Consider the following 24,963-nt stretch of genomic DNA (forward strand, 5'->3'; position numbering starts at 1 on the left):
ATGAGCCTGCCGGGGTGGCTGACCACCCCGGCAGGCTCATGGAGCCGGGACGCCTCGTGCTCGCAGCGACGAAGGAGCGGCGAGCACGAACGGCGAAGGAGGCTCCAGAATAAATCAGATTGCAGCGAGGGCGAGGGGCTCGAGCTCGCGCGCGATGCGGCCCTGACCCTCGCGACCGATCGCGGTGAAGGTCCAGCCGGCGCCCTGGCGCGACACCTTCGCCATCACCAGCGCGGTGTGCGGGCCCGAACCGGACAGCTGGAAGCGGGCCAGCTCCTGGTCGTTGGCGTTGGAGTCGACGACCCGCACGAAGGCGTTGTCGATCTCGGTGAAGTTCTCGCCGGAGAAGGAGTTGACGACGAACACGATGTGCTCGACCGAGCCCGACACGGCCGGCAGGTCGACGATGATCGACTCGTCGTCGCCGTCGCCCGCACCGGTGAGGTTGTCACCGGTGTGCTGCACGGAGCCGTCCTGGCTGCGCAGGCTGCCGAAGTAGACGGTGTCGAGCACACGACCGCCACCGATCAGCAGGGCGGACGCGTCGAGGTCGATGTCACGCTGCACCTGCTTGGTGCCACCGAACAGACCCTTCTTGGTGACGATCTTGGTGTCCCAGCCCAAACCCATGCGGACGCGGGTCAGCTGGCCGCCGTCCTGCTTGGCGAGGTTGACGCTCTGGCCCTTGTTCAGGTTGATGCTCATGTGTTCTCCCCTGCTCAGTTGTGACTGTTGGTCGTGACGGTCTGCTCCGGCAACGTGTTGTCTTCCTGGGCTTGTTCCTTCTTGTTGGCCGCGATCGACGACAGCCACGCCGAGACGATGAACGCGATGCCGATGCCGCCGATGACGAACTCGCCGAGGTGGAACTTGATGGTGAGGATCAGCATGACCGCGAGGGCGCCGATGGCCCAGTGGGCGCCGTGCTCGAGGTAGCGGTACTCGGCGAGCGTGCCTTCACGCACCAGGTAGATGGTCATCGATCGCACGCAGAGCGCACCGACACCGAGGCCCATCATGATGATCAGCGGGTCGGGGGTGATCGCGAAGGCGCCGATGACGCCGTCGAAGCTGAAGGTGGCGTCGAGCACTTCGAGGAACAGGAACATCGAGAAGGCCGCCTTGCCGGCGAGCTTGATGACCTCGCCGCGGGCGTCGGCCTCTTCGAACTCGTGGTCCTTCTTCTCCTCGCTGGCTTCCATCATCGACGAGAGGCCGTTGACCGCGAGGTAGAGCACGATGCCGAGCAGGCCGGAGAACAGCACGTTGCTGCGCACCGACACCTCGTCGACGAGGGTTTCGGCGGCCACCAGCAGCAGGATGCCGGCGATGACGACCGACAGCACGTCGAGCTTGCCGAGCTTCTGCAACGGACGCTCGATCGGCTTCAGCCACAGGATCTCGCGATCCTCGTCGAACATGAAGTCGAGGAACAGCAGCAGCAGGAACATGCCACCGAAGGCGGCGATGCTCGGGTGGGCCTCGTTGAGGATGTAGCCGTAAGTGCCCGGGGTGTTCGGGTCGCCCTTCTCGAGCGCGAGTTGGAGTGCCTCGACCGGGTTGATGCTGCCGGAGAGACACACGATGACGAACGGGAAGACCAACCGCATACCGAAGACGGCGATCAGCACGCCGATGGTGAGGAAGATCTTCTGCCAGAACTCGTTCAATCGGACGAGGTACTTGGCGTTGACCGCGGCGTTGTCGAACGAGAAGACGATCTCGACGAGGATCAGGATCGCGGTGAGGACGACGGCGGCCATGCCGTCGTAGAAGAAGGCGACAACCAGGACGATCGCGGCGACGATCAGGTCTGGTGTGAAGTGGCGAAGGGCTTTCATTTCAGCTTTCGTGACGGTTTCGGGGTGTGCGTTTGTCGCACGGCACAGCCGCCCCGGGTGTCGGGGCGGCTGTGTTGAGGCGGGGTTGGACCACTCAGCCCACGGACAGGCCGAAGTCGTTGATGACCCCGCCCAGACCGTTGGAGTAGCCCTGCGCGATGGCGCGGAACTTCCACTCGCCACCGTTGCGGTAGAGCTCGCCGAAGATCAGCGCGGTCTCGGTGGAGGCGTCCTCACCGAGGTCGAAGCGGACGCCCTTGTCGTTGTTGGTCGGGTCGTCGGCGTCGAACACGCGGATGTAGGCGTCGGCGACCTGGCCGAAGTTCTGGCCGCGCTGGTCGGCCTGGTCGATCGAGGCGACGACCACGATCTTGGCGACGTCGGGCGAGACACGGGACAGGTCGACGACGATCTGCTCGTCGTCGCCGTCGCCCTCACCGGTGCGGTTGTCACCCTGGTGAACAACCGAGCCGTTGTCGCCGGTGAGGTTGTTGTAGAAGATGAAGTCGGCGTCGGAGCGGACCTTGCCGTTCTCGCCGCACAGCAGGGCCGACGCATCGAGGTCGAACTGCGCACCGTCGGTGGTGCGCGGGTTCCATCCGAGACCGATGATCGCGGTGGTCATGCCGGGTGCCGCCTTGGCGAGCGAGACGTTGCCACCCTTGCTGAGGCTGACTGCCATGTGTCTTTCCTTCCTTCCGGGCCGCGGTGGGCCCGTTCCCTGTGTGTCGTTCTGGTTCAGAACAATGTCTAGAACAATGGCGTGAACGGGTCGCGCCAGGTCATCTGGTCGTAGCCGTAGACGCCGGCCACCTGTTGCAACGTTCCACTGAACGGGTCGTGTTCCGCTCGCAGCACGATTCTTCCTTCGACGACGTACCCGGTCACCAGTGCTTTCGCGCCGTAGGTGGCCGAGGTGTCGAGCACCACTTCCATCCGTGACCCGCCGTACGTCGTCAACACCAGCGTGCCACCCGGCATCGACCGGTTGCCGGTCTGCGGAAGCCCGATCACGAAGAATCGCGCGATCTGCTTCACCGCGCGCAGGTTGATGCTCACCCCCTGCGGGGTCGACCGGAAGATCGGACTGCGCGGGTCGGGCCCCTGCGGGTGCAGCCCGGGCAGCACGATCGACTCCAACTGGTCGGAGGTCTCGAAGGCACATCCGAGCAGCAGTTGGTTCGGCGCGGGGGTGAATGCCTGGATCTCCAGGCCACCCGCGCTCGATTGCATGCGGGTCAGGTGCACGACCGGGTCGTCGACGGTGAGGATGCGGCGTTCACCCTCCTCGATCGTGGGCAGCCCGAGGTCGTGGTTGGTGAGCGGCATGAATCTCCCGGTGCTCGGGGCGGGCGATGCGGACGGTGTCGGCGAGCTGAGGTCGAGCAGGTCGGCCGTGCCGCTGGTGGCCGGAGCGATCGGAGCGGACGGAGTCAGCGAACTCAGGTCGAGCGGGTGCCCTCCCCCGCCCGTCGATGGGCTCGGAGCAGGCGACGCGGACGGCGTCGGCGAGCTGAGATCGAGCGGGTCCCCGGCTCCGCCCGCCGCGCTGGTCCCGCCGGGCGAGCGCAGCGCGCCCGGGTCGAACCCACCGGAGGGTTCACGACCGGGCCGCACCGACCGTCCGGACAGGAAGTCGCTGACCGCAGAGTTGGTGGACGTGGCCGGCGCCGAAGGCGCTGCCGGGCCCGGAGCGGGCGCAACCGGCGTCCGCCGCCTGGCGCGCAGGAAACCGAACTCGGTCACAGACTCACTCCGAAGTCGCGCGCGACTCCCTTGAGACCGTCGGAGTAGCCGGCCCCGAGCACTCGCAGCTTCCATTCGCCGGAGTGGCGGTACAGCTCGATGAGCGAGAGCGCGGTTTCGCCGCCGAGTCCGGGCACGAGGTCGTCGGTGCTGACCAGGGAGTTGCCGGAGTCGAGGTCGAGCACCCGCACCACCAGTCGTTTGAGCTGACCAAGCGTGCGACGTCCGCCGCCGCCCTCGTTGACGTAGAGCACGAACACGATGCGTTGGACGTCGTCGGGCACCCCGGCGAGGTCGACCTCGACCTGCTCGTCGTCGCCGCCCATCGCCTGCTCGACCTGCCCGGTCGACAGGTCGGCGGACACCATCTGATTGAAGTGGACGACGTGGCGCTGGCTGATGGCCTTGCGGTCGCTGCCGCACAACACGGTGAGCAGGGTGAGGCTGTCGTGCAGGAATCGTTCGGCGCCGGCGTCCCAGTCGACGCCGACGACGACCCCTTTCAGGCCAGGGACTTCACGGGTGAGGGCAACATTGGCCCCCTTCGCCATCGGACTCACGCCACCCACCCTATTCCGGAGCGTCGCCCCCTGGTTCGGCGCGGACGACCGTGCGGACGTCGAGTTCTGGGATCCCTACGAAGTCGGCCGGGTTCGCGGTATAGAGGGGAAGCCGGTTCGCGATCGCGGTTGCCGCGATGAGGGCGTCATACGCTCCCGCCGCAGGCTTGCGACCGGCACTACGCAGTGCCGCCGCGACCCGCCCGAAGGCACGTGCGGACGCTGCATCGAACGGAAGCGGGTCAAAGTCGGCTTCGGCCTGCTGCAGATGGGCCTGGCGCGCAGACCGCTCCGACTCGTTACGAGCGACGAGCGGCCCCACCGATAGTTCGGCGAGCGTCACAGCACTGATCAACGGCTCGTCGGGAAGGGACTCGATCAGCAACTCGCCGAGGTCAATCACCGCGGACGTGTCGAGCAGTCCGCGACTCGCTCCGCTCAAAGGCTCGGGTCCAGTACGTCGTCGATGTCGGCCCGCAACTGTTCGCTGTCGACCTTCGGCAGCGACTTGCGACGCTCGATCAACTGCGCGCGACCGAGTGCCGTCTTCGGCAGTGGCGCCAGGGAGGCGACCGGTTCGCCGTCTTTGGTCACGGTGAGAGATTCACCGTGGGCCACCCTCGCCAACACTTCGGCACTGTTGTTGCGCAAATCGCGCACGGTCACCCTCCCCATACATCGAGGGTATCACCGGTGATACAGGGGTGGCCGGCCAGAAATGCACGGAGGTCGGTGGTGCCGCGCGCCGACGAGATGACCACCGTGGTGAATCGGCTCGAGCGGGCGCGAGGTCAGATCGGGGATCCAGCCGAAAAGTGGTCGCTACAGCAACCACATTCACCTACTACACCCGTAGTAAGGGAAAGTGGTTGCTATAGCGACCACTTTCGGTGTTCACAGCGCGAGGTCGGTGCCGCCGAACTTCGACTCCAGGAAGCGCCCCTGCACCTGCAGCGCCTGCACGTCGCGCTGACGGCTGGCTTCGGCGAGTTCCTCGACCGAACCCCGGAGCGCGGTGAGTTGCTCGACCAACTGGTCGTCGGCGTCGGCACCGCCCCCGGCGCGCACCGCACCGACGTACGTGCGAATGGTGCCCGGCAGATAGTCGGTGAGCACACCGAAGATCGCGACCCGCACCGAGATGTCGAGCAGGTTCGCCTCCGGCGAGGTCAACACCCGGCGGACGGTGTCGGTGACCGACCGCGCCAACACCACACCCAGCGCGGGCAGGTGCGCCGCGCTCTGGTTGATCTCCAGCACCAGCGACTGGTTGTGCCGCAGCAGGGATGCGACGTCGTCGCCCTCGGGCTTGGGCGGTGCAGCAGCCGGTCGCGCCCCGGGACCGCTGTGCCCGCGCTGGGCCTGGGTCCGAGCGCGGTCGGAGGCAACCGATCCGCGCGCGGCCTGACCGCCCGGGCCCGGGTCGTTCGACCCGGGCTCGAACAGTCGTGACAACAAACCCAAAGCGGTGACGCCTTACTGGTTCGGGTACTGGTTCGGCGGCTGCTGGCCCGGGTAGGGCGGCTGCTCGCCCTGGCGCGGACTCTGCGGCGGCACCGAGCCCGGGATACCGGGGCGCTCCTGCGGCGGCTGGAACTGTGCCGACGTGGTGGCGTCGATGCCGGAGTTGCGCAGCGACCGCTCCAGGTAGGGCTTGGCGCGCTGCACCTGCCCCTCGAGCGCCTGCACCGTCTGGGCCATGTTCTGGGTCGCCTGCGAGCGGAAGGTGTCGATGGCGTCCATCGTCTGGAAGACGTTGTCGAAGGCACGCTGCAGCTTGTCGATCTCGATGGTGCTGGAGGCCGCCTGCTGGTGGATCTCGGCGCCCTGCGTCTTCAACTGCTCGCTGGTCTTCTCGATGAGGCTCGAGGTGGTGGAGTTGAGCGCGGTGATCTGGTCGAGCACGATCTTCTGCTGCGACAGCGCCTGGCTGACGATGACGGCGGTGCGCAGCGCGGCGACCGTGGTGGTCTGCGCGCGGTCGACACCGCGGATCAGCTCGACGTTGTTCTTACGCACCAGGTCGAGGGCCAGGTAGCCCTGAACGGCGACCGCCATCTGGGTCATGATGTCCTGCCGACGCTGACGCACCGCGAACAGCACGTCGGACTTCATGATCTGGGCATCTTCGGTGCGGCCCTCGGCCTCGAGAGCGGCGATCTTGCCTTCGACGGCCTTGTCGAGCGCGGTGGCGAGCTGGTTGTACTCGCCCAGCTTCTGCATCGCGTTCCACATGTTCGTGCGCTCGACGTCGATCGACGCGTTGTCCTTGCGCAGTTCGTCCTGACCGCCGGCGAGCGACCGGATGATCGCGTCGAGGTGGGTCTGGGCCGACTGGTACTTCATGAAGTAGTTCTCGATCTTGTTGCCGCCCGGCATCCACTTCAGTAGCTTCTTGGCGCCCTTGAGGTCGGCGCGGTTGGGGTCGAGATCGGTGATCGTGCGGCGCAGGTCGACCAGCGTGCCCGACACCTTCGACTGCGCGGAGTCCTTGCCACCCTGGGCGGCCGGACGCTGCAGCATCCGGTTGGACACCTCGGACGACTTGCGGATCTCGCTGTCACCCATCAGCACGATGGAGTTGACCTTCTCGGTGAACGCGGGCGACTTCATGTCCATCGAGGTGAGGTCCTCGACGTACGCCTGCGCCTTCTTGTCGAGTTCGGTCTGCGCCTCCGTCGACACCGGGACGGCCTGCACCGCCTGGGTCTCCTCCACCACGGCCACCGCGGCGGGTGCCTCCAGGACAAGACCGCCGGCGGGCGGTGCGCTCGTTGCGGTCTGGGTGGGCTTGGTCGGCTGGCCGCCGAGGTCAAGGTCGGACATGTTGTGCCTCTCCGTTTCGCATTGCGACAGGGGCTTCCCCACTGCCCGTCACTCTAGGCGCAACGACGTCGTGTGGCGGTTGGTGCCCTCAGTCAGGTTGGACTTCGAGTGGCCGAACCTCAGTAGCCCCCGGCGTCAGCTCATGGGCCTCGTGCGGCGACGTCAACTTCTGAGTTGTCCTTCGTGAACGGACCGAGCGGGTACGACCTTCCCATAGGTTCGCTTGGGAGAGGTGGTCGCTGCAGTGCGCGATCAACCTTGTTCGGCGTGAACGACATCTCTCAAACTCAGAACGATGCGGCGTCGAACCTGGGGCGCTTCAGGGACCGGCGGAGCGACATTGAGGCTTCTCCTTTTGCTGGTCAGGTGGTGCTTCGAGCGGGTGTGGTCAGGGTGCGGATGGCTCGGGTGAGCATGGACGTGACCTGGCTACCGGCACTACTGATCGACTGCGCCGCCCAGTACCACCGGAAGGTGGGGCGGGAAAGCAGAAGGCGCAGACTCGGATCCATAACGAACCAATCTCACAGGTGACTAGGCATTTACGTGTGAGAGTAGATCCCATGTTTACCTCACGTGCAACACTTGGGTCACTTGTGAGGAGGTGTTCATGGCGAAGTTCAGCCACATCTCTGGGGACCGGATGCTCGACTTGATCAACACGGTTGAGTGGAGACTCGGAGGACCCCAGCGGGAGGAAGACCTCACCTCGTACAGCCTGATGCTGACCTGGTGCCAAGAGTCGGGCGTCATCGACGCGTCGGAGCAGAAACTGCTGCTCGCCCTGGCCGAGAAGAACCCCCACAGTGCGGCCAACGAGCTCGACAAAGTGATCACCCTGCGTGAGAACACCTACGAAGCCCTGTTCCACGGTGACGCTGCGGCCGCGGCCGCCCTTACGGCCGCCTACCGCAAGGCAATCGCGGCTGCCACCCTCGTGCGAGGCGAGAACGGCACGAGCTGGTCCTGGGAAGACCAGACGACGGCCCTAGACCTGCCCCGCCACCGCATCACGCGAGGCCTCATCGAACTCCTCAAGCGCGACGATCTCGACCGCCTGGACCAGTGCGAAGACGCCACCTGCGGCTGGGTCTATCTCGACACCTCACCCCGCCGTAACCGGCGCTGGTGCGTCACCCGCGACTGCGGCGACCGCAACCGCTCCCGCGCCTACTACGCCCGCCAGCAAGCGCGAAAGCAGGCCACTTAGCCGGCGAGCCAGTAGCAACCCCCGCGCCAAGAGGCACACTGCGTTCGACCGGCAAGAACGCGGAGCCGGTATCGGCGTGCCGGCGGTGCTTCGGCGCGGAGTGTCAGCACCCCGTCGTATGGTCACCCCGTGATGTGGATGAGCGGTTTGGCCCGATGAGGCCCGGGAGTATCGACCGGCCCGCGACCGTTCATCCGGTCCTCACCGTGCAAGAGTGCTACACGAGAGCCAGCGCGACTTCGGTGACGCACCTGATCGTCGGTCACGACGAGCACGGGGTCACTCGGCTCGCCCGCGAATTGAGCACGACCCCGTCGCTGCGAAGCGCCCCGGTCATCCGGGTGCCGGACGGGATCGGCACCGACCTCGTCCGTCTGGTCGCCCGCGCCTGCGTCCATGTGCACGTCACCGATCGCCTGTTCGGTCACACTGCCGCGCAGACAGCGTCCACGCTCGTTGCGCTGGGCCGGTCCACGTCGATGAGTGTCACCTTGCACGACTTGCCGCAGCCTTCGGACGGCCCGGATCGTCACCGGCAACGGGCATCGGCATACGCCGACATCCTGGCCGTCAGCCGCGGGGTCGCCCTCAGCTCACATCATGAGTCCACGCTGCTGGACGAGGTGCTGAAGCTGACCGACCGCCGGAGTCTGAGTGCAGTTCCGCGGGCTGTCATACCCCTGCCGATCGAGAGTCCCCGCCGGTATGTCAGCCCCGCCGAGGTCGGCGGCACACACCGCGATCTTGCAGTGTTCGGTTTCCTGTATCCGGGCAAGGGCCATGCCCAGGCGCTTCGTGCCCTCGGCGAACTCCCCGCGGACGTGGGACTCACCGCCCTCGGACGACCATCGCCGGGCCATGGTCATCTGGTCGAGGAACTGCAGCGCCAAGCGCACCGACGCAACCGACGATTCACGGTCACCGGTTACATCCCGGACGACCGGCTCCAGGAGGTGCTGGCTCGGGTTGCGGTGCCGGTCGCGCCGCATCAGCACCTGTCTGCGTCCGGCTCCATCAACTCCTGGCTTACAGCCGGTCGACGACCGCTGGTTCCTCGTTCGCGGTACGTCGAGGAACTCGACGCCCGCTGTCCCGACGTGCTGACGATCTACGACGATCTCGCCGCCGCCGCCCGACACGCACTCGACCACCCCGAGTCGACGACGCTGAGACCCGGCGTCCCGCTCGGCCCGTCGCTCGACGACGTCGGCGCTCTCTACGCGAAGGCCTTGGCCTCATGGCACCACTGACTGCTGTCGTCGTCCCGTTCTTCGACCAGCAAAGCCAACTGGACCTGCTGCTGACAGCCTTGGAACTCCAGTCCGTCGGCCCCGATGCGTTCGAGGTGGTCGTGGCCGACGACGGTTCGCCCGCTCGTGCGGTACTGGGCGACCGACCGTACGCGACACGTGCGGTGCGCCAGGAGAATTTGGGATTTCGCGCATCGGCCGCACGGGACTTGGGCGCTCGGGCGACGGATGCCGAGGTGATCTGCTTCCTGGATTGCGACACCGTTCCCGAACCCGACTACTTACGTACGATGACTGACGTCATCCGTCGGGGCGACAAACGTTGCGGGGTCGTCGCCGTAGGGCGCAGACGCCACGCCGACCTCACCGGGTGGGAACCGGCCCGGTTGCGTGCCTGGTTGCGCGGTGATGGTGCCCCACCGACGCCACTGACCGAACCAGCCTGGCTGCGCGAGGGTTATCGTGCGACCGATAACCTGCGATACGCCGACGACCGCTCCTACCGCTTCGTCATTTCCGCCGTCCTGGGAATGACCCGTCGAACATACCTACGTGCCGGCGGATTCGACCCCGGTTTCGTCGGTTACGGCGGTGAAGACTGGGACCTCGCGAACAGATGTTGGCTGAGCGGTTGCGACCTGCGGCACGTCCCGGACGCCGTGGCCTGGCACGACGGACCCGACTTCGCCGACCGGAGCACCGAACACACCGCCGTCAAGGACCGCGAAACGCTTCAACTCGCGCGTGTCCTCACCGACCCGATAGCTCGCGGGTCAGGATTCATGTGGCCCTACCCGGCGACCGTCGTCCGGGTGCATGGACACCACGACATCGGCCCGCTGGCCGCGTCGTGTTCGAGTTGGCTGGCCGGTGGCGACGTCGCGCTCTGGTTCGTCGATCGTCCACGGGTGCCGACCCAACTTCCGCCCGACCCCCGGCTGCACCACGGAGCACCGTCGAACCAGGTGTTGCAGCGCTGCCGATACCAGGTCGATGTGTATGCACCGCTCGCGCTGTCCGCCCCGCTCCCTCACCTCATCCCGGACGGCGGGCTCGACGTCCGAATCGGCACTGAGATTGTGGCGAGGGTGCGGCACACCCGCATGATCAATCGCGGTGCGGACAACGCACCGGCGGCGGTTGTCGACGGCCGGCTGCTGGACGATAGCGTCACCCTCGAGTCGCGGTGGGGTGGCTGGGACAAGTAGCAGATCGCACCCTCGTCCGGGCGCGCCTCAGGTGTGTCTGGCTGACGTCGTGCCCGGTGACCACACTCGCGGTGTCGGCGAATTGAACGCGGCCGGCGGCCAATCGCAGGGCTGGGCCCGGGGAGGATGGGTCGGTGACCACGCTCCTATGGCTGCGCCGAGACCTGCGCCGCAACGACCTGCCGGCCCTGCTCAGTGCCCACGAAGCAACGGCCGACGACGTGGCTGCCGTGTTCGTCGTCGACCCCACGCTGTGGGCAGGCGCGGGCGACGTCCGACGGGCTTGGCTTGCCGCCTCGGTCAAGGCCGCCGTCGCGAGCTTCGAAGGACACCTCGCGTTGCTGCACGGCAACCCACGCGAGGTGATCCCCCAGGTTGCCGAGCGCATCGGCGCAACCTCGGTGCACGTCACCCGCGAGACCACGCCGTACGGCGCCCGCCGCGATCGCGATGTCGCAGAAGCGCTGCAGCGCAACGGTATCGAGTGGGTGGAGGCCGGCACGCCGTACGCGATCGGCCCGGGGATCATCCGGAACAAGAGCGGTGACGGGTTCAAGGTGTTCACGCCGTTCGCCCGAACCTGGCGCGAACACGGCACCCCCGACCCGGCGCCGCAGGTCGAGCCGAACTGGCGCGAGGTCCGCAATGACGCTGCTGCGACGAAGGCCGTCGACGACGCCCTGAAGGACGTTCTCACCCTCCCTGACGCGGGTGAAGTCGCTGCGCTGGATCGTTGGAAAGAGTTCTTACACAGCGGAATCGACGACTACGCCGCCACTCGCGATCGCCCGAGCATCCCCGGCACGTCCTTCCTCAGCCCCTACCTCAAGGTCGGTGCCATCCACCCGCGCACCCTGCTGGCCGACCTGCGCGGCCGCAGCGGCGAGGGCGTCGACACCTTCATCACCGAACTCGCCTGGCGCGAGTTCTACGCCGACGTGCTGCTGCGCGAACCGTCCAGTGCGTGGCACGACCTGACCACCTCGCTGCGCGGCATGGAGTACGACCCGCCCGGCGACGGCATCCGGGCCTGGCAGGAAGGCCGCACCGGCTTCCCGTTCGTGGACGCCGGGATGCGGCAACTGGCCGAGACCGGGTGGATGCACAACCGCGTCCGCATGGTCACCGCCAGCTTCCTGACCAAACACCTGCACGTGTGGTGGCCGGTCGGCGCGCGCCACTTCCTCGACCACCTGATCGACGGCGACCTCGCCTCCAACAACCATGGCTGGCAGTGGGTCGCGGGCACCGGCACCGACGCGTCCCCCTACTTCCGCGTGTTCAACCCGGTCACCCAGGGCATCAAGTTCGACCCGCACGGCGACTACGTGCGCCGCTGGATCCCCGAGTTGCGACACCTCGACGGCAAGGCCGCGCACGAACCCTGGAAGCATGACGCCGGTTACGCGCACGGCTATCCCGAGCGGATCGTCGATCACGCGGAGGAACGCGAAGAGGCGCTGCGTCGGTACGACCGGGCCCGCGGGCGTGGGTAGCTCGCGGTGCGGCACCCGCAACCCCCGAGGAAAGTGAGTCGAGCATGAACCGTAGTGCTCAGATCGGTCTGACCGCGGCGGCAGAGCGGCCGTTGGATGGTCACCGGCTACCGGCCGTGGGACACCTGCGAGACCACGCCTATCGAGAGCTGCGTTCCGAGCTGATCTCGGTCACAGCGCTCGCGGCGAGGTTGTGCCAGCGCCACGGTTTGTCGATCAACGCGTGACCGCCTCCGGGCACCTCGGTGTAGGTCGCGTCTGCCCCTAGTGCCTGGAGCCGTTCGACGAACCGGCGCGCTTTCGCGGGCGAGCAAACGGTGTCGTTCTCACCGTGGATGACTCGAACGATCTTCTCGCGCAACGGTTCTGCGTGTTCGTCGTCGGCCACCCAGGGCGCAAGGGCGACGCTGCCGATCACCGACTTCTCGCGTCCGGCGCGGATCGCCGCCCACCCCCCGCTGGAGTGACCCAGCAGCACGATCGGCAGGTCGTACTGGGCGTGCAACCGGCGGACGAGTTCGCGGGCCTGGACGACTCCGCTCCCGGACTGCGCCACCCAGCCACCGTGCGTGTTGTGCACCAGCACCGGGGCGACCCGGCCCCTCGACACTCGCCGGACGGCCGACGCGAAGGGGAGCATCCGTAGGTAGGAGATATCTCGCAAACGCTTGGGCTGCGGCTCGGTTGCGCGCCCGCCGTGGAGCACGAGTGCGATGGCCTGGGTGCGTCCGGTGACGCGGACGCGTCCCTGGCGGACCGCGTCCATCGCGTCGTCGAGGTCGATGTCGTCCGGCATTGTCCGACTATCGCAGGCGAGCGACGTCGACTCGCGCTGCGGACCCTTCGGGGTGTCACTCTTCCCCTTCGCACCCCATGAGTGCATCCTTCCCAGCCAGGCCTGAACCTGACGATCAGGATGTCCACCAAACGGGTCGACCTCAGTTGGTGCGTGAGCGGGAGTTGATTGCGGTTGCGGGAGTTGCTCCTCCCGCTAAGCCATCCAACTCCCGCAGGCGCACCAACTCCGCTTCGACGAGCTACGCCGAGCAGCGGCGCAGCGCCACCTCCGCCAGCCAGGCGGACGCCTGCCACAGGTGGGCGTCGTCGAAACCGGCTCGCGGGGAGTGGTTGTCGGGCGCGGTCGCCGGGTCGTCGGTGGGGCAGCAGCCGAGGAAGAGGTAGGCGCCGGGCACCTGCTCCATCACGAACGAGAAGTCCTCGGCGCCCATCTCCGGGTTCGGGCGCTCGGCGTACGCGTCCGGCCCGAACAGGTCGCCGATCACCTGGAGTGCGAAGTCGTACTCGGCGAGGTCGTTGATGGTGGGCGGGTACGACTCGGCGACGCGGGTCGAGGCGGTGAGCCCGTGCGCCGAGGCGATGCCTTCGGCGAGCTGGATCACCTTGTCGCGCAACGCGACCCGGTTCTCCTGGGAGAGCGTGCGCAGCGTGATGTCGAGCTCGGCGAAGTCGGGGATGATGTTCGACTTCGTGCCGGCAGCGACGCGTCCGACGGTGGCGACGACGGGGTCGAACGGGCTGAACCTCCGGGTGACCAGGGTCTGCACCGCGAGCGCGATCTCGCACGCCACGGGCACCGGGTCGACCGCATCCCAGGGCTGCGAGCCGTGGCCGCCCGCACCGTCGACCCGGATCAGCACGTCCTCGGCCGCGGCCATCGTGGCGCCCCGGTTGCCGGTCCAGGTCCCCGGCGGCACCGCCGCGGCGCTGACGTGCAGCGCGTACGCGGCCTCCACCCGACGTCCGGCGACGTCGAGCAGACCCTCGGCGAGCATGGGCTCCGCCCCACCCGGACCCTCCTCGCCGGGCTGGAACATCAGCACCACATCGCCGGCGAGCCGGTCGCGCTGCTCGCACAGGATGCGCGCAGCGCCGACAAGACCGGCGATGTGCAGGTCGTGGCCGCAGGCATGCATGACCCCGGGATGCGTCGACGCGTAGTCGGATTCGTACAGCTCGAAGACCGGCAACGCGTCCATGTCGCCGCGCAGCAACACCACCGGTCCGTCGCTGCGGGCACCACCGCGGATCACCCCGACGACCGAGTCGATGGTGTCGCTCTCGTGGATCTCGATCGGCAGACCGGCGAGCGCCTCGAGCAGCCGCGCCTTGGTCAGCGGGAGGTGCAACCCGATCTCGGGGATGCGGTGGAAGTCGCGGCGCAGGGCGCGCAGGTCGTCGTTGTACTGGCGGGCAAGTTCGAGGGTGCGGTTCACGCCCGCAGGCTATCGGTGCCGGTCAGCGATGCCCGCCTCCCACTGCGCGAGAGGATGGGCGTTCAGTCCTGGCCGTACGCGAGTTCGAACGGGTTGGTCGGATCAGAACTCGGCCGTCCGACAATCCGCGTGACATCGCTGCCGGCCGCGGCCCAGAGCTTGGTTGGAACAATCGAAACGACAAGGTCAACCTGTACGGCCCGATACGCCGGCCACCACTTCGCGATCGCAGGCGTGATGTTCGCGACGCTCACAAACAACCGATTTCCGTATCCACCAGAGGAAAGGGTGACCGAGTTGGTTGCTTCCGCCACCTGCTCGCACGCTGCCCGGAAGTTCGATTGAGTCAGGTCCGTTCGCACCGGTAGCGATGGGTCGGCGCGAAGCAGGATCGGTACGCGTCCGGGCTCGGGTGCCCTGCGGAACTCACCAAGTGACCCGTTGGACCACGCACCGACAAAGGTGCCGGACTCACCGTCGTCCAGATCGACGGTTGCATCCTCGATCAGGACGCAACCGCCCTCGACCCGCTCGGTGAGCCCGAAGCCACGATCGAGCCACAACGTCGCCGCGGACCCGAGGTCGATCGAGCCTGAGGTCTCGACTGTGTCGCCGCCACCGACGACACAGGTCTGGACGATATGTTCCCGAGCCCTTCGCGGATCCGCGCTGCTTCCTCTCCTGAACACAACTACTCCCTGTTGGCGAGATACGCGCCCTTGCGGTCTTCAACAAGGGGTCCACTGGGGCTGGTGCACGATGCGTCGGCACAGTCCAACCCCTGCTGAATGCAGGCTATCGGCGCGCCAGCACCGCGTAGAGCACGAGTCCGGCAACCAGGCCCCAGAAGGCCGAGCCGACGCCCGCAATGGTGATGCCGGACGCCGCGACGACGAGTGCGATCGCGCCGGCCTCCCGCGAGCGCTCCTCGCCCAAGGCGGCGTAGCGGCGGAGGCGAAGGTGGCCAGCAGGGCGAGCCCGGCGATCGTCTCGACGATGCCCGTCGGCGCGGCGGTGGCGACGGCCGAGACGAGTCCGGCGAGCGGGCCGAAGGCGAGGTAGGTGAAACCGCAGGAGACGCCGGCGATCCAACGCCGCTTCGGGTCGGGTCCGGCCTCCGGGCCGGCGGCGAGCGCCGCGGAGATGGCGGCCAGGTTGATCGCGTGTCCGCCCGCCGGGGCGCCGACCACCGACGCCGCGCCGGTGTAGAGCAGGGGTGCACGCAGGCCCGGCTTGTAGCCGTACGCCCCGAGCACGGCGATGCCCGGGATGTTCTGGCTGGTCATGGTCACGATGAACAGCGGCACGGCGATCGCGAAGAGCGCACCGGTGTCGAAATGCGGTGCCACGAACGTGAGTTCGGGTGCGGCGTGACCGAGCTGGAGGCGTCCGAAGACCCCGCGTGCCGCCATCACGACCACCGCCGCGATCAGCGCACCGATGACCGCCCACCGGCGCGCGAAGGCGGTGAGCACGAGCCAGACCACGATCACCGGAGCGATCGCCCACGGGTCGGCCTGGGCCGCAGTGACCGGCGCGATCACCAGGTGCAGCAGCACGCCGGCGAGCATCGCCGACGCCAACGGGGCAGGGATCGCCTCGACCAGGCGTCCGAGGGGTCGCACCAGGCCGCAGAGTGCGAGCAGCACGCCGCAGATCATGAATGCCCCCACCGCAGCGGCGAATCCGCCGCTCGGAACGGCGGCCGTCGCCAGCAGCGCGGCGCCCGGGGTCGACCACGCCATGGTGATCGGCATCCGCAGCCGCCAGCTGAACAGCACGCAGCCGAGGCCCATCGTCAGGCAGAGCGCGAACAACCCCGACGCCGCCTGCGCGTCCGACGCACCCACCGCCCGCAGCCCGGTGAGCACCACTGCGAACGAGCTGGTGAAGCCGACCAGCCCGCAGACCACGCCGGCGAGGACGGTGTGCAGGGTGCCGATGGTCTTCGCCACGGCGCGAAGCCTAGGACTGCGGCGCGCAGACCTCGGAAAGTAGTCGCAGTAGCGACCAGTTTCCTCTACTACGGGTGTAGAAGGGTCGGCTCAGTCCGGCCAGTCGATCGCGACGAAGGTCGGCCGCCCGATCCGGGGATCGCGGGTGAGCGCACTCAGATCGTCGGTGTTGCGGGAGTAGCTCACCGCGAGCTTCTTGTCGGCGAGCGGAATCTCCGGGTGCGCCATCGGCGCGTACTGGAAGGTCGACCCGGTGCGGTATGGCACCCGCACCCCGGACGACCGCGTCCACGGACCCATCGGACTGCTCGAGGTCCACGAACACACGGTGTCGCCGAAGTCTCCGCCGCACTTGGAGACGAGCACGAATCGTCCGTCGATCACATCGGCCGAGAACATCTGCGACACCCCGTCGCCGGACGCGAGCACGTTCGTCGCCGCGCGGTGGTCGTCCACCCAGGCGGCACCGTTCCAGAACTGCCAGGTCGTGCGGTCGGTCAACGACGCCACCGGCGCTCGCCCCACCAGCACCGGACGGCTGCCGAGGTAGGCGTCGCGGGTGCCGAAGACGTACAGGTGCCCGTCGTGGACGGTCGCGGCCGACCCCCAGGTCGTCGCGCCGCTGCCGTCGGGGGTGAGTTGGATGTGTTCGCGCAGCGCCGGAACACCGCCACGGGGCACCTCGAACCGGAACACGTCGGACCCGAGCGCCTTGAAGCTGAGTGCGCCGCTTCCCTGCCGCTGGACGCGGGTGGCGAACACGAACACGACGTCGGTGCGAGCCCCCTGCAGTACCTGCACCGAACTCGGCCAGTAGACGGCGCCGTCGGCGCGATCCGGGATGACCGGGCCGGGTTGAGCGACGCCCGGACGGCGGACGACGAGCTGCGACAGGCAGGTGCCGCTACTGATCGCGATCGAGTTGGCAACCATGCTCGGCGTCACCCCCGACCTGCGCAGCGTGTCACCGAACGCCCAGATCAGCCGGTCGTCCGACAACAGACCGCTCGCCCCGACGTCGCCGGCCTGGAGGTAGGGCAGGTCGGCCCCGCCCATGACGGCGTTGAGGTCGTCGACGGTGACCGTGCGACGCGTGGCCGGGGTGGAACACGCTGGTTCGAGCGTCGTCCCGCTGCGCGCGGCGGCGCTCGTGCGGGTGTCGTCGGTGTCGTCGAAGGGATGCGCGTCGATGCGGTGCAGCCCGACGCCGAGTGCCACGCAGATCAGCGCCACCACGGCGAAGATGCGCACCCGGACGCGACGGCGATGGTCGGCGCCGTACCTGCGCAGCATGTGCTCCACCTGCTCGACCATGCGTGCAGTCTCGCACTACAGCCGAAGTGTTCGGGAAAGCGGTCGTCAGCACGACCGCTTCCCCGCACCACGTGCTCGATGTCAGGCCGCGTAGGGCACCCGGGTCCAGCTCAGGGTGTTGGGCGAACCCTTCTTGGTGATCGAGATGCGCAGCCAGTCCTTGTTGTTGCCCGAACCGTCGCAGGTGACCCGCTGCAGGTTCGTGACCGGCGCGGTCACGCCGTACTTCGCAAGCCACTTCGACCCGGCCGCCAGCGGCTGGTCGTAGTCGTAGATGTGGCTGTCCCCGTTGAACAGGTAGACCTGCCCGGCGAACGCGTTCGACAGACGCGCGAGCTCCTGCACGTAGGGCCGGAACGCCGAGATGTCGCCCTCGGTCGGCTCGTACGTCGGATCGAACATGTCGGCCTGCTGCATCACGACGACCGCCCGGTCGCCCCGCTTGGCGGCGTCGGCGAAAGTCTGGCGCAGCAACGCGATCGCGCCGTTCATGCGGGCCTTCTCGGCAGCCAGCTGGGTCGGGTTGGCGGTGGTCTCGCCGAGGCCGGTCCACGGCTGCGTGGCGTCGTTCGAGCCGACGACGTGCACGGCGGCGAACGAGACGTCCTTGATGCGGTAGCTGACGTTCTCCGGCAGGCCGATCGACGCCTGGGAGTCGACGTTCATCTGCTTCTGGCCCATGGTGCGGCCGGGCTGCGGGAAGAAGGTGCGCCGGACGGCGTCGAGGCGCTCGAGCGGGTTGTAGGCACCGTTGTTGGCGCGGTGACAGTCGGTCCACTCGTTGTCGCCGGGGGTGTAGACGAACGGCTTGGCGAAGGTGTCGAAGTCGCGCTTGATCATCGCGAAGTAGTCGTCGGAGCAGACGCTCGAACCGTTCTTGATGTCACCGACGTGCACGACCGAGCTGATCGCCGGGTCGGCGTTGATCTGCTTGATCCAGGTGGGGAACTTCGCGATCTGCTCGGCGCCGTAGGGCACGTCGCCGATCAGCGCGAAGGTGTACTGCGACTTGTCGTTGGGCACGCCGCCCTGGTCGGCGTGGGCGGGGACGGCGACCGCCGTGGCGGCGGTGGCGGACAGCAGGACTGCGAGTGCGGGGCGCAGGCGCATTGGGGGCTCCTCGGACGGGGCGTTTCAGGGGACGGCCCAGCGTCCCGCCGAGCGCGTGACCGGCGGGCGACGACCAGTCGACGGCCCGGCGAACTTCCGCTGGGAGCCGGCTGGACGCCGTCCGAACTCAGCGGTTCTGCTGCTGCATCGCCGAGATGCGAGCCTGCAGCGCGGTCAGGCCGCCGGCCGACACGTTCGGCAACTGCTGCTCGATGTTGCGCACGATGTGGTGGTCGTGAATGACCTTCTCACTGCTCTGGATCAGCACGGTGCCTTGCCCGGTGAAGTCGTACTGCCGCTCCTCGCCGGAGTTGATGCCGACCATCGAGGCGCCGGCCGCCATGAAACTGTTCACCCAGTTCTGGTCGTAGTGCAGCGACGGCGACGGACAGTCGGCCCAGCCGACGAGCGCGTCGGGGTCGACCCGCAGCGGCGGCTCGGCGAACATCACCGGGCCGTTGGACGACGCGAGGAACTTGCCGGTGCCGATGAGGGTGAGGAAGCCGGGCACGATCGACTGGTTGAGTTGGATGCCCGGTTCGAACGCGAGCAGGTTCGCCGCACGCACGGTGAGGTTGCCGTCATCGAGGTCGTAGCTGTTGATGGAATAGCCGCGGTCGCCGATGATCAGCGTGCCTTGGCCCTCGACCACCACGAAGTCCTGCTGGTACATCGGGGCGCTGAAGGTGCCGGCGACCATCTGCTGCAGGTTGGCCGAGATGCCGGCCCGGAGCGCGTTGAACGACGCCTGCCCGTAGTAGGCGATCATCGCGCCCTTGCTCATGAACCAGGGATGGTCGAGCGTCAGGTAGTAGGCGTACTCGTTGCCGGGGATGTTGTCGTTCCCTTGCAGCACACCGGGATTCAGAATGTTGCTCACAGCTTGTCCTCCGATGCCTGAACCAGCACGACCCCCTGGCCGTGACACTGCAACTGCATGGCTTCGCCCGACCCGCGGCCGACCGCGTCGCGCCAGCTCATCGCCGATTGCAATTGGGTCTGCACGTTGCCGACGGTGCCGACGAAGGCCTGCGGATCGACAACGACGGGGCCGTTTCCGACCGACAACTCCATCACCTCACCGTGTGCCAGCACGACCACCGACCCGACACCGGAGAGTTGGGTGGTGAACATCCCGTTGCCGGTGAGCGCTCCGGCGGCCGCGCCACGCAGCGCGCCGCGCAGCCCTCCGCCGCCGGCCTGCTGCGACTGGGTGGAGACGATCGATGCCTGCATGCCCGCGGTGAAGCCGAGCAGCCGGGACATGTCGGCGGTCACCTGGCCGCCCTGCGGCAGGTTGATCACATGGACGGCGAGACCGTGGAAGCCGTAGTGCACCTCCCCGGTGCCCTGGGCGACCATCGTCCGCTCGTGCTCGCTGCGCAACATCGACCCGACCATCGCGCCCATGCCGCCACCCCCGGGCGCGCCGCCGGCGCCGGGAATCTGGTGCGGCGCGAAGGTGACCTGCCCGGCGTAGAAGAGCATCGATCCGCGGCGGGAGATCACCGGGCCCGATTGCCCCAGGTTGACCTTGACGACCTTGCTGTTGACCTTCTCGAACATCCCGATCACCGTTCCGCCGGCTGGATGGAGACGACGCCTTGGCCCTGCCAGCGCAGCGAGAACGCCTCGCCGCCGCCCTGGCCGATGGCCGACCGCCACGACACGTCGGTGACGAAGGACTGCTGCAGTGGCCCCTTCGCCGCGACGAACGCGTCGGGGTCGACCACCAACGGGAGGTTGGGGTTGACCTCGAGATGGATGAGCGGGCCGCCCGCGCTGAGCAGGGCGACCTGACCGGTGCCGCTGACCGTGGTGGTGAACAGGCCCTGGCCGCTGCTCATCCCGCCCACACCGGCGAACTGGACGTTGGTCTGCAGGTTGCCGGCGAGCGCCAGAATCTGGCGGCTCTCGACCTGCATGGTCTCGTTGTTGAGCGGGAGCACGGTGACGTACTGCGCCTGCACCGCGAACTGCACCAACCCGTCGCCGGTGCACTCCATCAGGCTGAGCGCCTCGCCCGTTGCGCGCTGCTTGAGACCGGCCAGAACGCCTGAGCCGCCGCCGAATCCGGCGTTCTTGAACTGGATCTGTCCCTGGTAGGAAACCATCGAGCCGCTGATCGCGCGCACCGACGACTTCTGCAGCCGCGCCTCGACGATGCGCGATGAGCGCGCAACGAGTTCCCCCACGTCGGTCCTCCTGTGTGTCCCGGCGCCCGGTCGGGCACCGGTTCTCCTGACGCGCAAGTCTGCCGGATCGTTCCCGTTCCGCCGTGGCTTACCGATGAGAAAGGGAGGCGCCCCGGTGGCCGCCTCCCTGTTGTCGGTCTCCTTTACGGGCTGTGTCGTGGTTCAGATCTGCAGGGCCCTGCCGTGCAGCCTTTGCTGCAGATGCCACTGCCGCAGCACTTCGGTCCACCCGCGGCGCGCGGTGCGGGCGAGCAGTGCCGGACGGCGTCCGCGGGCGGCGGCGGTGTCGTGGGAGACGCGCTGGGCGTCGCGGTCGATCGGGTCGGCGAAGAGGTTCATCGAGGTGTTCATGAGTACAACTCTCGACACACTGACTCGTAAGCACAAGCGAATGTTTCTTAACAACCATTCACTCTTGCTGTACTGTTGAGACATGGTCGATGTAAACCGTCTGCGGGTGTTCCGAGCCGTCGTCGCGAGCGGCTCGGTGGGTGCCGCGGCCACCCACCTGGGCTACACGCCGTCCGCCGTCAGTCAGCACCTCTCGGCGCTGGCGAAGGAGACCGGGTTGACGCTCTTCGAGAAGAGCGGACGCGGCATCGCGCCGACCGCTGCCGGCCTCGAACTCGCCTCGCGCAGTGAGGAATTGATGAGTTCGATCGCGAGATTGGACGGCGAGATCGACGACCTGCGCTCGGGCCGCACTCAGACCCTGTCGGTCTCCACCTTCGCGTCGGCCGCCGAGGAGTGGATGCCCGATGTGGCCTCGACGGTGCTCGCCGAGTTTCCCGACGTGGTCTTCACCTTCCGACTCAACGAGAACGGCGTCGCGGCCGCCCCGACGCCCCCGGACATCGACATCCGCACCGAGGTGCCCGAGGAGGGGCCCACCCGGATGGCCGGGTACGAGCGGCACGTCGTCTCCAACGACCGCTACGTCGTACTGCTGCCGGCGGGCCACCGCCTCGCCGGCGAGCGCGAGGTGAAGTTCGCCGACCTCGCCGACGAGCCGTGGATCGACGACGACCCGGGCGAGACCACCTGCGGAGGGATCGTCGTGCGGGCCGCTCGGGCCGCGGGCATCACCCCGCGCTATGTCGCGTACGCCGGCGACCACCACGGCGGAATCGCGTTCGTGGCAGCGGGTATCGGCGTGACGATCGTGCCCGGACTGGCCGCCGGCAACCTCCCACCGACTGTGGTAAAGCGTCCGCTCGTGTCACCGACCCCGGAGCGGCGCATCGTGCTGTTCGTGCACCGACAGGCGATGCTCAAACCGGCCGGACGGCGGGTGGTCGAGTTGCTGACGAAGAAGTGCGCCGCGGTGGCGTGAATTGCCCCCCTCGCGAGCGAGTGTCATGGCGTTCGAGGGGTAGTCACCTCAAACGTCATGACACTCGGGGACAACTCGGGAAACACCACCACCTCAGCCGTCGATCTCGGACCGCTCGCGCCCGACATCCCGCAGGCCGGTGTCGAGGGTGACCCGGTTGTCGAAGACGAAGCACTCACCCTCGAAGTCGGCGTCTGCGTCAGGAATCTCCTTGAAGTAGTTCAGGATTCCTCCCTGCAGCTGGTGAACTTGCAGACCGAGATCTTGCATCCAGGGGCTCGACTTCTCACACCTGATGCCACCGGTGCAGTACATCGCGACCTGCTTGCCCTCGGCCCTCCACTGCGGGGCGTGCTGTTCGACGTAGTCACGGAAGTCGCGGAAGTTAACGACACCCGGGTCGACCGCGCCCTTGAAGCGGCCGACGCCGAACTCGAACGAGTTGCGGTTGTCGAGCACGATCACGTCGTCGCGGCGGATCAGCTCGCGCCACTCGTGCGGCGGCACGTCGGTGGCCGCGACGTCGTCGACCCGCGCGGGCATGTCGAGGCCGTCGACGCCGAGCGGAACGATCTCGCGCTTCGCCTTGATCAGCGTGCGGGAGAACGGGATTCGTTCATACGCGGTGCGCTTGTAGACCATGCCGTCGAAAGCCGTCGAAAGCAGCGGATCGCAGGCCGCAGCACTGACGAACTCCTCGATGCGCTCGGACGGCGCGGCGAGCATGCCGTTGACCCCCTCGGTGGCCACCAGCACCGTGCCGAGCAGTCCGTCGGTGAGCTCGGTGAGGCGCGCACACACCGCCGCCACGTCGTCGACGCGGACGAAGCGGTAGAAGGCGATGTGGGTGCCGGACATGGGATCGATGGTCGGCGACGAATCACGCCGCCGCCAAATCAGCGGAACTTCGGGATCACGTCGGCGACGACCTGCTCGAGGGTGTCGAGCGAGCCGACGTAGACGTCCTTCTCGCGGGGCCAATGGGTGATGACGTCGGTGAACCCGAGCTCGCCGGCGCGCCCCACCATGTCTTCGAACAGCGCCGCGCTCTCCAGCGAATAGCGTTGTCCGGCATCGAGATTGAGGAAGCGCCCGAAGCCCCAGCGGTCGCGTCCGGCCTTGTCGAGAGCGGCGTCGAGCCTGCCGCTGAGTTGCTCGAGCGAGGCCCACCAGTCGTCCTGGCTCTCGCCCTTGACGCCGGTGGTGACCCAGCCCGCGCCGAGCGACACCGCCATCCGGATCGAGCGCGGGCCGTTGCCGGCCATGATGAACGGGGTGCGGGGCCGTTGCCGCGGCCCGGGCGCGGTCGCCAAGCCGTCGATCGTGAAGTACTCGCCCCGGTGGGTCACCTTGTCGTTGGTGAGCAGCACATCGAGCACCTCGGCGAACTCCTCGAACCGGTCGACCCGTTGCTTCACGGTGAGCTCGGGGCCACCGAGGATGCGGGAGTCGAGGTCGCCGCCGGTGCCGAGGCCCAGCAAAAAGCGTCCGCCGGAGATGTCGTCGAGCGCGGTGATCTCACGCAGGAAGGCGCCGGGGTGACGGAAGTTGGGCGAGGCCACGAACATGCCCAGGCGCATCAGGCCGGTGACCGTCGACGCCGCCGTGAGGGTGGTGGTGGCCGAGAACCACGGGCTGTCGGGCAGGCCGGCCCAGGTGACGTGGTCGTAGGTCCAGGCGTGGTCGAAGCCGTAGCCCTCCGCCTGCTGCCACAGCACCTGGGCGCGCGACCACGGGTGCTCGGGCAGGATCGTGATGCCGAATCGCATGGGCCGACCTTATGCCGCGGGTGCGACAGGTGAGCCGGGCAGGCGACGCCGGCGCCGGCTCAGACCGGCAGCCCGAGATCGGGATCGGCGAGCGCCCGCAGGTAGCTCGCGAACCCTTCGGGCGCGCGCGCCTCGAACCGTCCTGATGTGACGACCGGGGCGGACGCGGTGGAGACCACAGCCCCGCCGTCGCGTCGGATCGCTTCGACCAGCCGCACGTCCTCGTGCACGGGCAGCTCCGCAAAGCCACCGGCCTGTAGGTAGGTGCTGAGCCGGACGCCCAGGTTCGCGCCGTGCACATACGGGTGACCATCGGTGAGCACGTGCCGGGCGTGCCAGGCGTCGATCAAGCCAGGATCGACCCCCTTCGCATCAGGAAGAACCGTGCCGAGCACGAGATCGGTTCCGGCACATGCGAGTTCGAGCTGCCGGCTGAGCCAGTGCGGCGGCACCACGCTGTCGGCGTCGGTGCTCGCGATCCACGTGGCTACAGGATCGGGACCGCCGGCGAGGGCGATCGCCTGCTGCACGCCGAGCCGTCGGGCGGCGCCCACCCGTCCGGCGTCACTGCGGACGGCGTGCACCCACGAACGGGCCTCCACCAACTCGGCCGACGCATCAGTGCAGCGGTCGAGCACGACGACCGTCGTGACCCGCACATGCGGATCGGTGCGGGCAAGGGCGGACCGTGCCGCCTCGAGCGAGTCGAGGCAGGGGGGCAACAGATCCTCCTCGTTGCGCGCCGGCACCACGACGAGCACATCGCGGACGCAGCCGCCCAGGGAATCGCCCATTTCGTCCTCTCTCACCCCTACGGTCACACCACTGTCGCACCCGCTGGTGGTCGAATGGACTCGCCGCTCAAACGAGACCAATATTCATGCAAAGCACGCCGTCCGGGCCACCCCGGCGGGTG

The 24,963-nt window shown here is 67.9% G+C and carries 27 protein-coding genes and 1 pseudogene; 5 read left to right on the forward strand and 23 right to left on the reverse strand.

Annotated elements, in window-relative coordinates:
- Positions 1-114: 114 nt before the first annotated feature.
- The 9 genes from DFJ65_RS02250 to DFJ65_RS02290 form a co-directional block, all read right to left on the reverse strand.
- Entirely contained in the window at positions 115-705 is a 591-nt protein-coding gene (locus tag DFJ65_RS02250; protein WP_115921620.1) for a TerD family protein, read from the reverse strand.
- A gap of 14 nt (positions 706-719) precedes the next feature.
- Positions 720-1,841: a DUF475 domain-containing protein gene (locus DFJ65_RS02255; RefSeq protein ID WP_115921621.1), complete on the reverse strand. Its 1,122-nt coding sequence runs from the start codon at positions 1,839-1,841 to the stop codon at positions 720-722.
- A 94-nt stretch (positions 1,842-1,935) separates the two neighbouring features.
- A complete protein-coding gene (locus DFJ65_RS02260; RefSeq protein ID WP_115921622.1) occupies positions 1,936-2,523 on the reverse strand; it encodes a TerD family protein in 588 nt (195 codons plus the stop codon).
- A gap of 68 nt (positions 2,524-2,591) precedes the next feature.
- Entirely contained in the window at positions 2,592-3,587 is a 996-nt protein-coding gene (locus tag DFJ65_RS02265; RefSeq protein ID WP_115921623.1) for a hypothetical protein, read from the reverse strand.
- The gene (locus tag DFJ65_RS02270) at positions 3,584-4,138 is read right to left on the reverse strand and encodes a TerD family protein (RefSeq protein WP_115924052.1); all 555 of its coding nucleotides are present in this window, start codon (positions 4,136-4,138) and stop codon (positions 3,584-3,586) included. Before DFJ65_RS02270 ends, DFJ65_RS02265 begins: the two co-directional genes overlap by 4 nt.
- A gap of 19 nt (positions 4,139-4,157) precedes the next feature.
- Positions 4,158-4,589 (reverse strand): type II toxin-antitoxin system VapC family toxin, encoded by a 432-nt coding sequence (locus DFJ65_RS02275; RefSeq protein ID WP_211308346.1) that lies wholly within the window; start codon positions 4,587-4,589, stop codon positions 4,158-4,160.
- Positions 4,586-4,822 (reverse strand): type II toxin-antitoxin system Phd/YefM family antitoxin, encoded by a 237-nt coding sequence (locus DFJ65_RS02280; protein ID WP_245949927.1) that lies wholly within the window; start codon positions 4,820-4,822, stop codon positions 4,586-4,588. The genes DFJ65_RS02275 and DFJ65_RS02280 overlap by 4 nt, the downstream gene beginning before the upstream one ends.
- A 219-nt stretch (positions 4,823-5,041) precedes the next feature.
- Entirely contained in the window at positions 5,042-5,602 is a 561-nt protein-coding gene (locus DFJ65_RS02285; protein WP_147301280.1) for a hypothetical protein, read from the reverse strand.
- Positions 5,603-5,623: 21 nt separating this feature from the next.
- Positions 5,624-6,973, reverse strand: coding sequence for a toxic anion resistance protein (locus tag DFJ65_RS02290; RefSeq protein WP_115921625.1), 1,350 nt, complete (start codon positions 6,971-6,973; stop codon positions 5,624-5,626).
- Positions 6,974-7,583: 610 nt separating this feature from the next.
- Between DFJ65_RS02290 and DFJ65_RS02295 the strand changes: the two genes are divergently transcribed.
- The 4 genes from DFJ65_RS02295 (at position 7,584) to DFJ65_RS02310 (ending at position 12,137) form a co-directional block, all read left to right on the forward strand.
- On the forward strand, positions 7,584-8,183 hold the full coding sequence (locus tag DFJ65_RS02295) for a CGNR zinc finger domain-containing protein (RefSeq protein WP_115924055.1): 600 nt from the start codon (positions 7,584-7,586) through the stop codon (positions 8,181-8,183).
- A 242-nt stretch (positions 8,184-8,425) separates the two neighbouring features.
- Positions 8,426-9,433 (forward strand): glycosyltransferase family protein, encoded by a 1,008-nt coding sequence (locus tag DFJ65_RS02300; protein WP_115921626.1) that lies wholly within the window; start codon positions 8,426-8,428, stop codon positions 9,431-9,433.
- Entirely contained in the window at positions 9,421-10,641 is a 1,221-nt protein-coding gene (locus tag DFJ65_RS02305) for a glycosyltransferase (protein ID WP_115921627.1), read from the forward strand. The genes DFJ65_RS02300 and DFJ65_RS02305 overlap by 13 nt, the downstream gene beginning before the upstream one ends.
- Before the next feature lie 134 nt (positions 10,642-10,775).
- Complete coding sequence (locus DFJ65_RS02310) at positions 10,776-12,137, forward strand: cryptochrome/photolyase family protein (protein WP_115921628.1); 1,362 nt, start codon at positions 10,776-10,778, stop codon at positions 12,135-12,137.
- A 139-nt stretch (positions 12,138-12,276) separates the two neighbouring features.
- Here the strand turns inward: DFJ65_RS02310 and DFJ65_RS02315 are convergent, their stop codons facing one another.
- The 11 genes and pseudogenes from DFJ65_RS02315 to DFJ65_RS02360 form a co-directional block, all read right to left on the reverse strand.
- The gene (locus tag DFJ65_RS02315) at positions 12,277-12,933 is read right to left on the reverse strand and encodes an alpha/beta hydrolase family protein (RefSeq protein WP_115921629.1); all 657 of its coding nucleotides are present in this window, start codon (positions 12,931-12,933) and stop codon (positions 12,277-12,279) included.
- Between the two features lie 241 nt (positions 12,934-13,174).
- Positions 13,175-14,371, reverse strand: coding sequence for a M20 metallopeptidase family protein (locus DFJ65_RS02320; RefSeq protein ID WP_115921630.1), 1,197 nt, complete (start codon positions 14,369-14,371; stop codon positions 13,175-13,177).
- 62 nt (positions 14,372-14,433) lie between these two features.
- A complete protein-coding gene (locus DFJ65_RS02325; RefSeq protein ID WP_147301281.1) occupies positions 14,434-15,060 on the reverse strand; it encodes a hypothetical protein in 627 nt (208 codons plus the stop codon).
- 106 nt (positions 15,061-15,166) lie between these two features.
- Complete coding sequence (locus DFJ65_RS18315) at positions 15,167-15,463, reverse strand: benzoate/H(+) symporter BenE family transporter (RefSeq protein WP_342767533.1); 297 nt, start codon at positions 15,461-15,463, stop codon at positions 15,167-15,169.
- Positions 15,379-16,326 (reverse strand): annotated as a pseudogene (locus DFJ65_RS02330) (benzoate/H(+) symporter BenE family transporter); the annotation flags it as partial. The pseudogene DFJ65_RS02330 and the gene DFJ65_RS18315, both read right to left, overlap by 85 nt.
- Positions 16,327-16,416: 90 nt before the next feature.
- The gene (locus tag DFJ65_RS02335) at positions 16,417-17,640 is read right to left on the reverse strand and encodes a DUF4185 domain-containing protein (RefSeq protein WP_115921632.1); all 1,224 of its coding nucleotides are present in this window, start codon (positions 17,638-17,640) and stop codon (positions 16,417-16,419) included.
- Between the two features lie 81 nt (positions 17,641-17,721).
- Positions 17,722-18,750: a metallophosphoesterase gene (locus DFJ65_RS02340; RefSeq protein WP_115921633.1), complete on the reverse strand. Its 1,029-nt coding sequence runs from the start codon at positions 18,748-18,750 to the stop codon at positions 17,722-17,724.
- A gap of 127 nt (positions 18,751-18,877) precedes the next feature.
- Positions 18,878-19,630, reverse strand: coding sequence for an AIM24 family protein (locus tag DFJ65_RS02345; protein ID WP_115921634.1), 753 nt, complete (start codon positions 19,628-19,630; stop codon positions 18,878-18,880).
- Complete coding sequence (locus tag DFJ65_RS02350; protein ID WP_115924056.1) at positions 19,627-20,316, reverse strand: AIM24 family protein; 690 nt, start codon at positions 20,314-20,316, stop codon at positions 19,627-19,629. Before DFJ65_RS02350 ends, DFJ65_RS02345 begins: the two co-directional genes overlap by 4 nt.
- Before the next feature lie 5 nt (positions 20,317-20,321).
- Positions 20,322-20,945, reverse strand: coding sequence for an AIM24 family protein (locus tag DFJ65_RS02355; protein ID WP_115921635.1), 624 nt, complete (start codon positions 20,943-20,945; stop codon positions 20,322-20,324).
- A 162-nt stretch (positions 20,946-21,107) separates the two neighbouring features.
- On the reverse strand, positions 21,108-21,296 hold the full coding sequence (locus DFJ65_RS02360) for a hypothetical protein (protein ID WP_115921636.1): 189 nt from the start codon (positions 21,294-21,296) through the stop codon (positions 21,108-21,110).
- An 82-nt stretch (positions 21,297-21,378) separates the two neighbouring features.
- Between DFJ65_RS02360 and DFJ65_RS02365 the strand changes: the two genes are divergently transcribed.
- Entirely contained in the window at positions 21,379-22,278 is a 900-nt protein-coding gene (locus DFJ65_RS02365; RefSeq protein WP_115921637.1) for a LysR family transcriptional regulator, read from the forward strand.
- 93 nt (positions 22,279-22,371) lie between these two features.
- On the opposite strand, the gene trhO is transcribed toward DFJ65_RS02365, so the two are convergent.
- Genes trhO through DFJ65_RS02380 form a run of 3 tightly spaced genes read right to left on the reverse strand, consistent with a single transcriptional unit; the run spans position 22,372 to position 24,841 of the window.
- On the reverse strand, positions 22,372-23,136 hold the full coding sequence (trhO, locus tag DFJ65_RS02370) for an oxygen-dependent tRNA uridine(34) hydroxylase TrhO (protein WP_170143963.1): 765 nt from the start codon (positions 23,134-23,136) through the stop codon (positions 22,372-22,374).
- A 38-nt stretch (positions 23,137-23,174) separates the two neighbouring features.
- Complete coding sequence (locus DFJ65_RS02375) at positions 23,175-24,047, reverse strand: LLM class flavin-dependent oxidoreductase (RefSeq protein WP_115921638.1); 873 nt, start codon at positions 24,045-24,047, stop codon at positions 23,175-23,177.
- Positions 24,048-24,106: 59 nt separating this feature from the next.
- The gene (locus DFJ65_RS02380; protein ID WP_115921639.1) at positions 24,107-24,841 is read right to left on the reverse strand and encodes a glycosyltransferase family 2 protein; all 735 of its coding nucleotides are present in this window, start codon (positions 24,839-24,841) and stop codon (positions 24,107-24,109) included.
- Between the last annotated feature and the right edge of the window lie 122 nt (positions 24,842-24,963).

The organism is Calidifontibacter indicus (assembly GCF_003386865.1).
Taxonomy (GTDB): Bacteria; Actinomycetota; Actinomycetes; order Actinomycetales; family Dermatophilaceae; genus Yimella; species Yimella indica.

Coding starts and splice junctions, on each gene's coding strand:
- DFJ65_RS02305 (WP_115921627.1), top strand. CDS start 9,421: ATGGCACCACTGACTGCTGTCGTCGTCCCGTTCTTCGACCAGCAAAGC.
- DFJ65_RS02250 (WP_115921620.1), bottom strand. CDS start 705: ATGAGCATCAACCTGAACAAGGGCCAGAGCGTCAACCTCGCCAAGCAG.
- DFJ65_RS02270 (WP_115924052.1), bottom strand. CDS start 4,138: ATGGCGAAGGGGGCCAATGTTGCCCTCACCCGTGAAGTCCCTGGCCTG.
- DFJ65_RS02375 (WP_115921638.1), bottom strand. CDS start 24,047: ATGCGATTCGGCATCACGATCCTGCCCGAGCACCCGTGGTCGCGCGCC.
- DFJ65_RS02255 (WP_115921621.1), bottom strand. CDS start 1,841: ATGAAAGCCCTTCGCCACTTCACACCAGACCTGATCGTCGCCGCGATC.
- DFJ65_RS02335 (WP_115921632.1), bottom strand. CDS start 17,640: ATGGTCGAGCAGGTGGAGCACATGCTGCGCAGGTACGGCGCCGACCAT.
- DFJ65_RS02280 (WP_245949927.1), bottom strand. CDS start 4,822: ATGGGGAGGGTGACCGTGCGCGATTTGCGCAACAACAGTGCCGAAGTG.
- DFJ65_RS02290 (WP_115921625.1), bottom strand. CDS start 6,973: ATGTCCGACCTTGACCTCGGCGGCCAGCCGACCAAGCCCACCCAGACC.
- DFJ65_RS02350 (WP_115924056.1), bottom strand. CDS start 20,316: ATGTTCGAGAAGGTCAACAGCAAGGTCGTCAAGGTCAACCTGGGGCAA.
- DFJ65_RS02340 (WP_115921633.1), bottom strand. CDS start 18,750: ATGCGCCTGCGCCCCGCACTCGCAGTCCTGCTGTCCGCCACCGCCGCC.
- DFJ65_RS02380 (WP_115921639.1), bottom strand. CDS start 24,841: ATGGGCGATTCCCTGGGCGGCTGCGTCCGCGATGTGCTCGTCGTGGTG.
- DFJ65_RS02295 (WP_115924055.1), top strand. CDS start 7,584: ATGGCGAAGTTCAGCCACATCTCTGGGGACCGGATGCTCGACTTGATC.
- DFJ65_RS02360 (WP_115921636.1), bottom strand. CDS start 21,296: ATGAACACCTCGATGAACCTCTTCGCCGACCCGATCGACCGCGACGCC.
- DFJ65_RS02315 (WP_115921629.1), bottom strand. CDS start 12,933: ATGCCGGACGACATCGACCTCGACGACGCGATGGACGCGGTCCGCCAG.
- DFJ65_RS02365 (WP_115921637.1), top strand. CDS start 21,379: ATGGTCGATGTAAACCGTCTGCGGGTGTTCCGAGCCGTCGTCGCGAGC.
- trhO (WP_170143963.1), bottom strand. CDS start 23,136: ATGTCCGGCACCCACATCGCCTTCTACCGCTTCGTCCGCGTCGACGAC.
- DFJ65_RS02260 (WP_115921622.1), bottom strand. CDS start 2,523: ATGGCAGTCAGCCTCAGCAAGGGTGGCAACGTCTCGCTCGCCAAGGCG.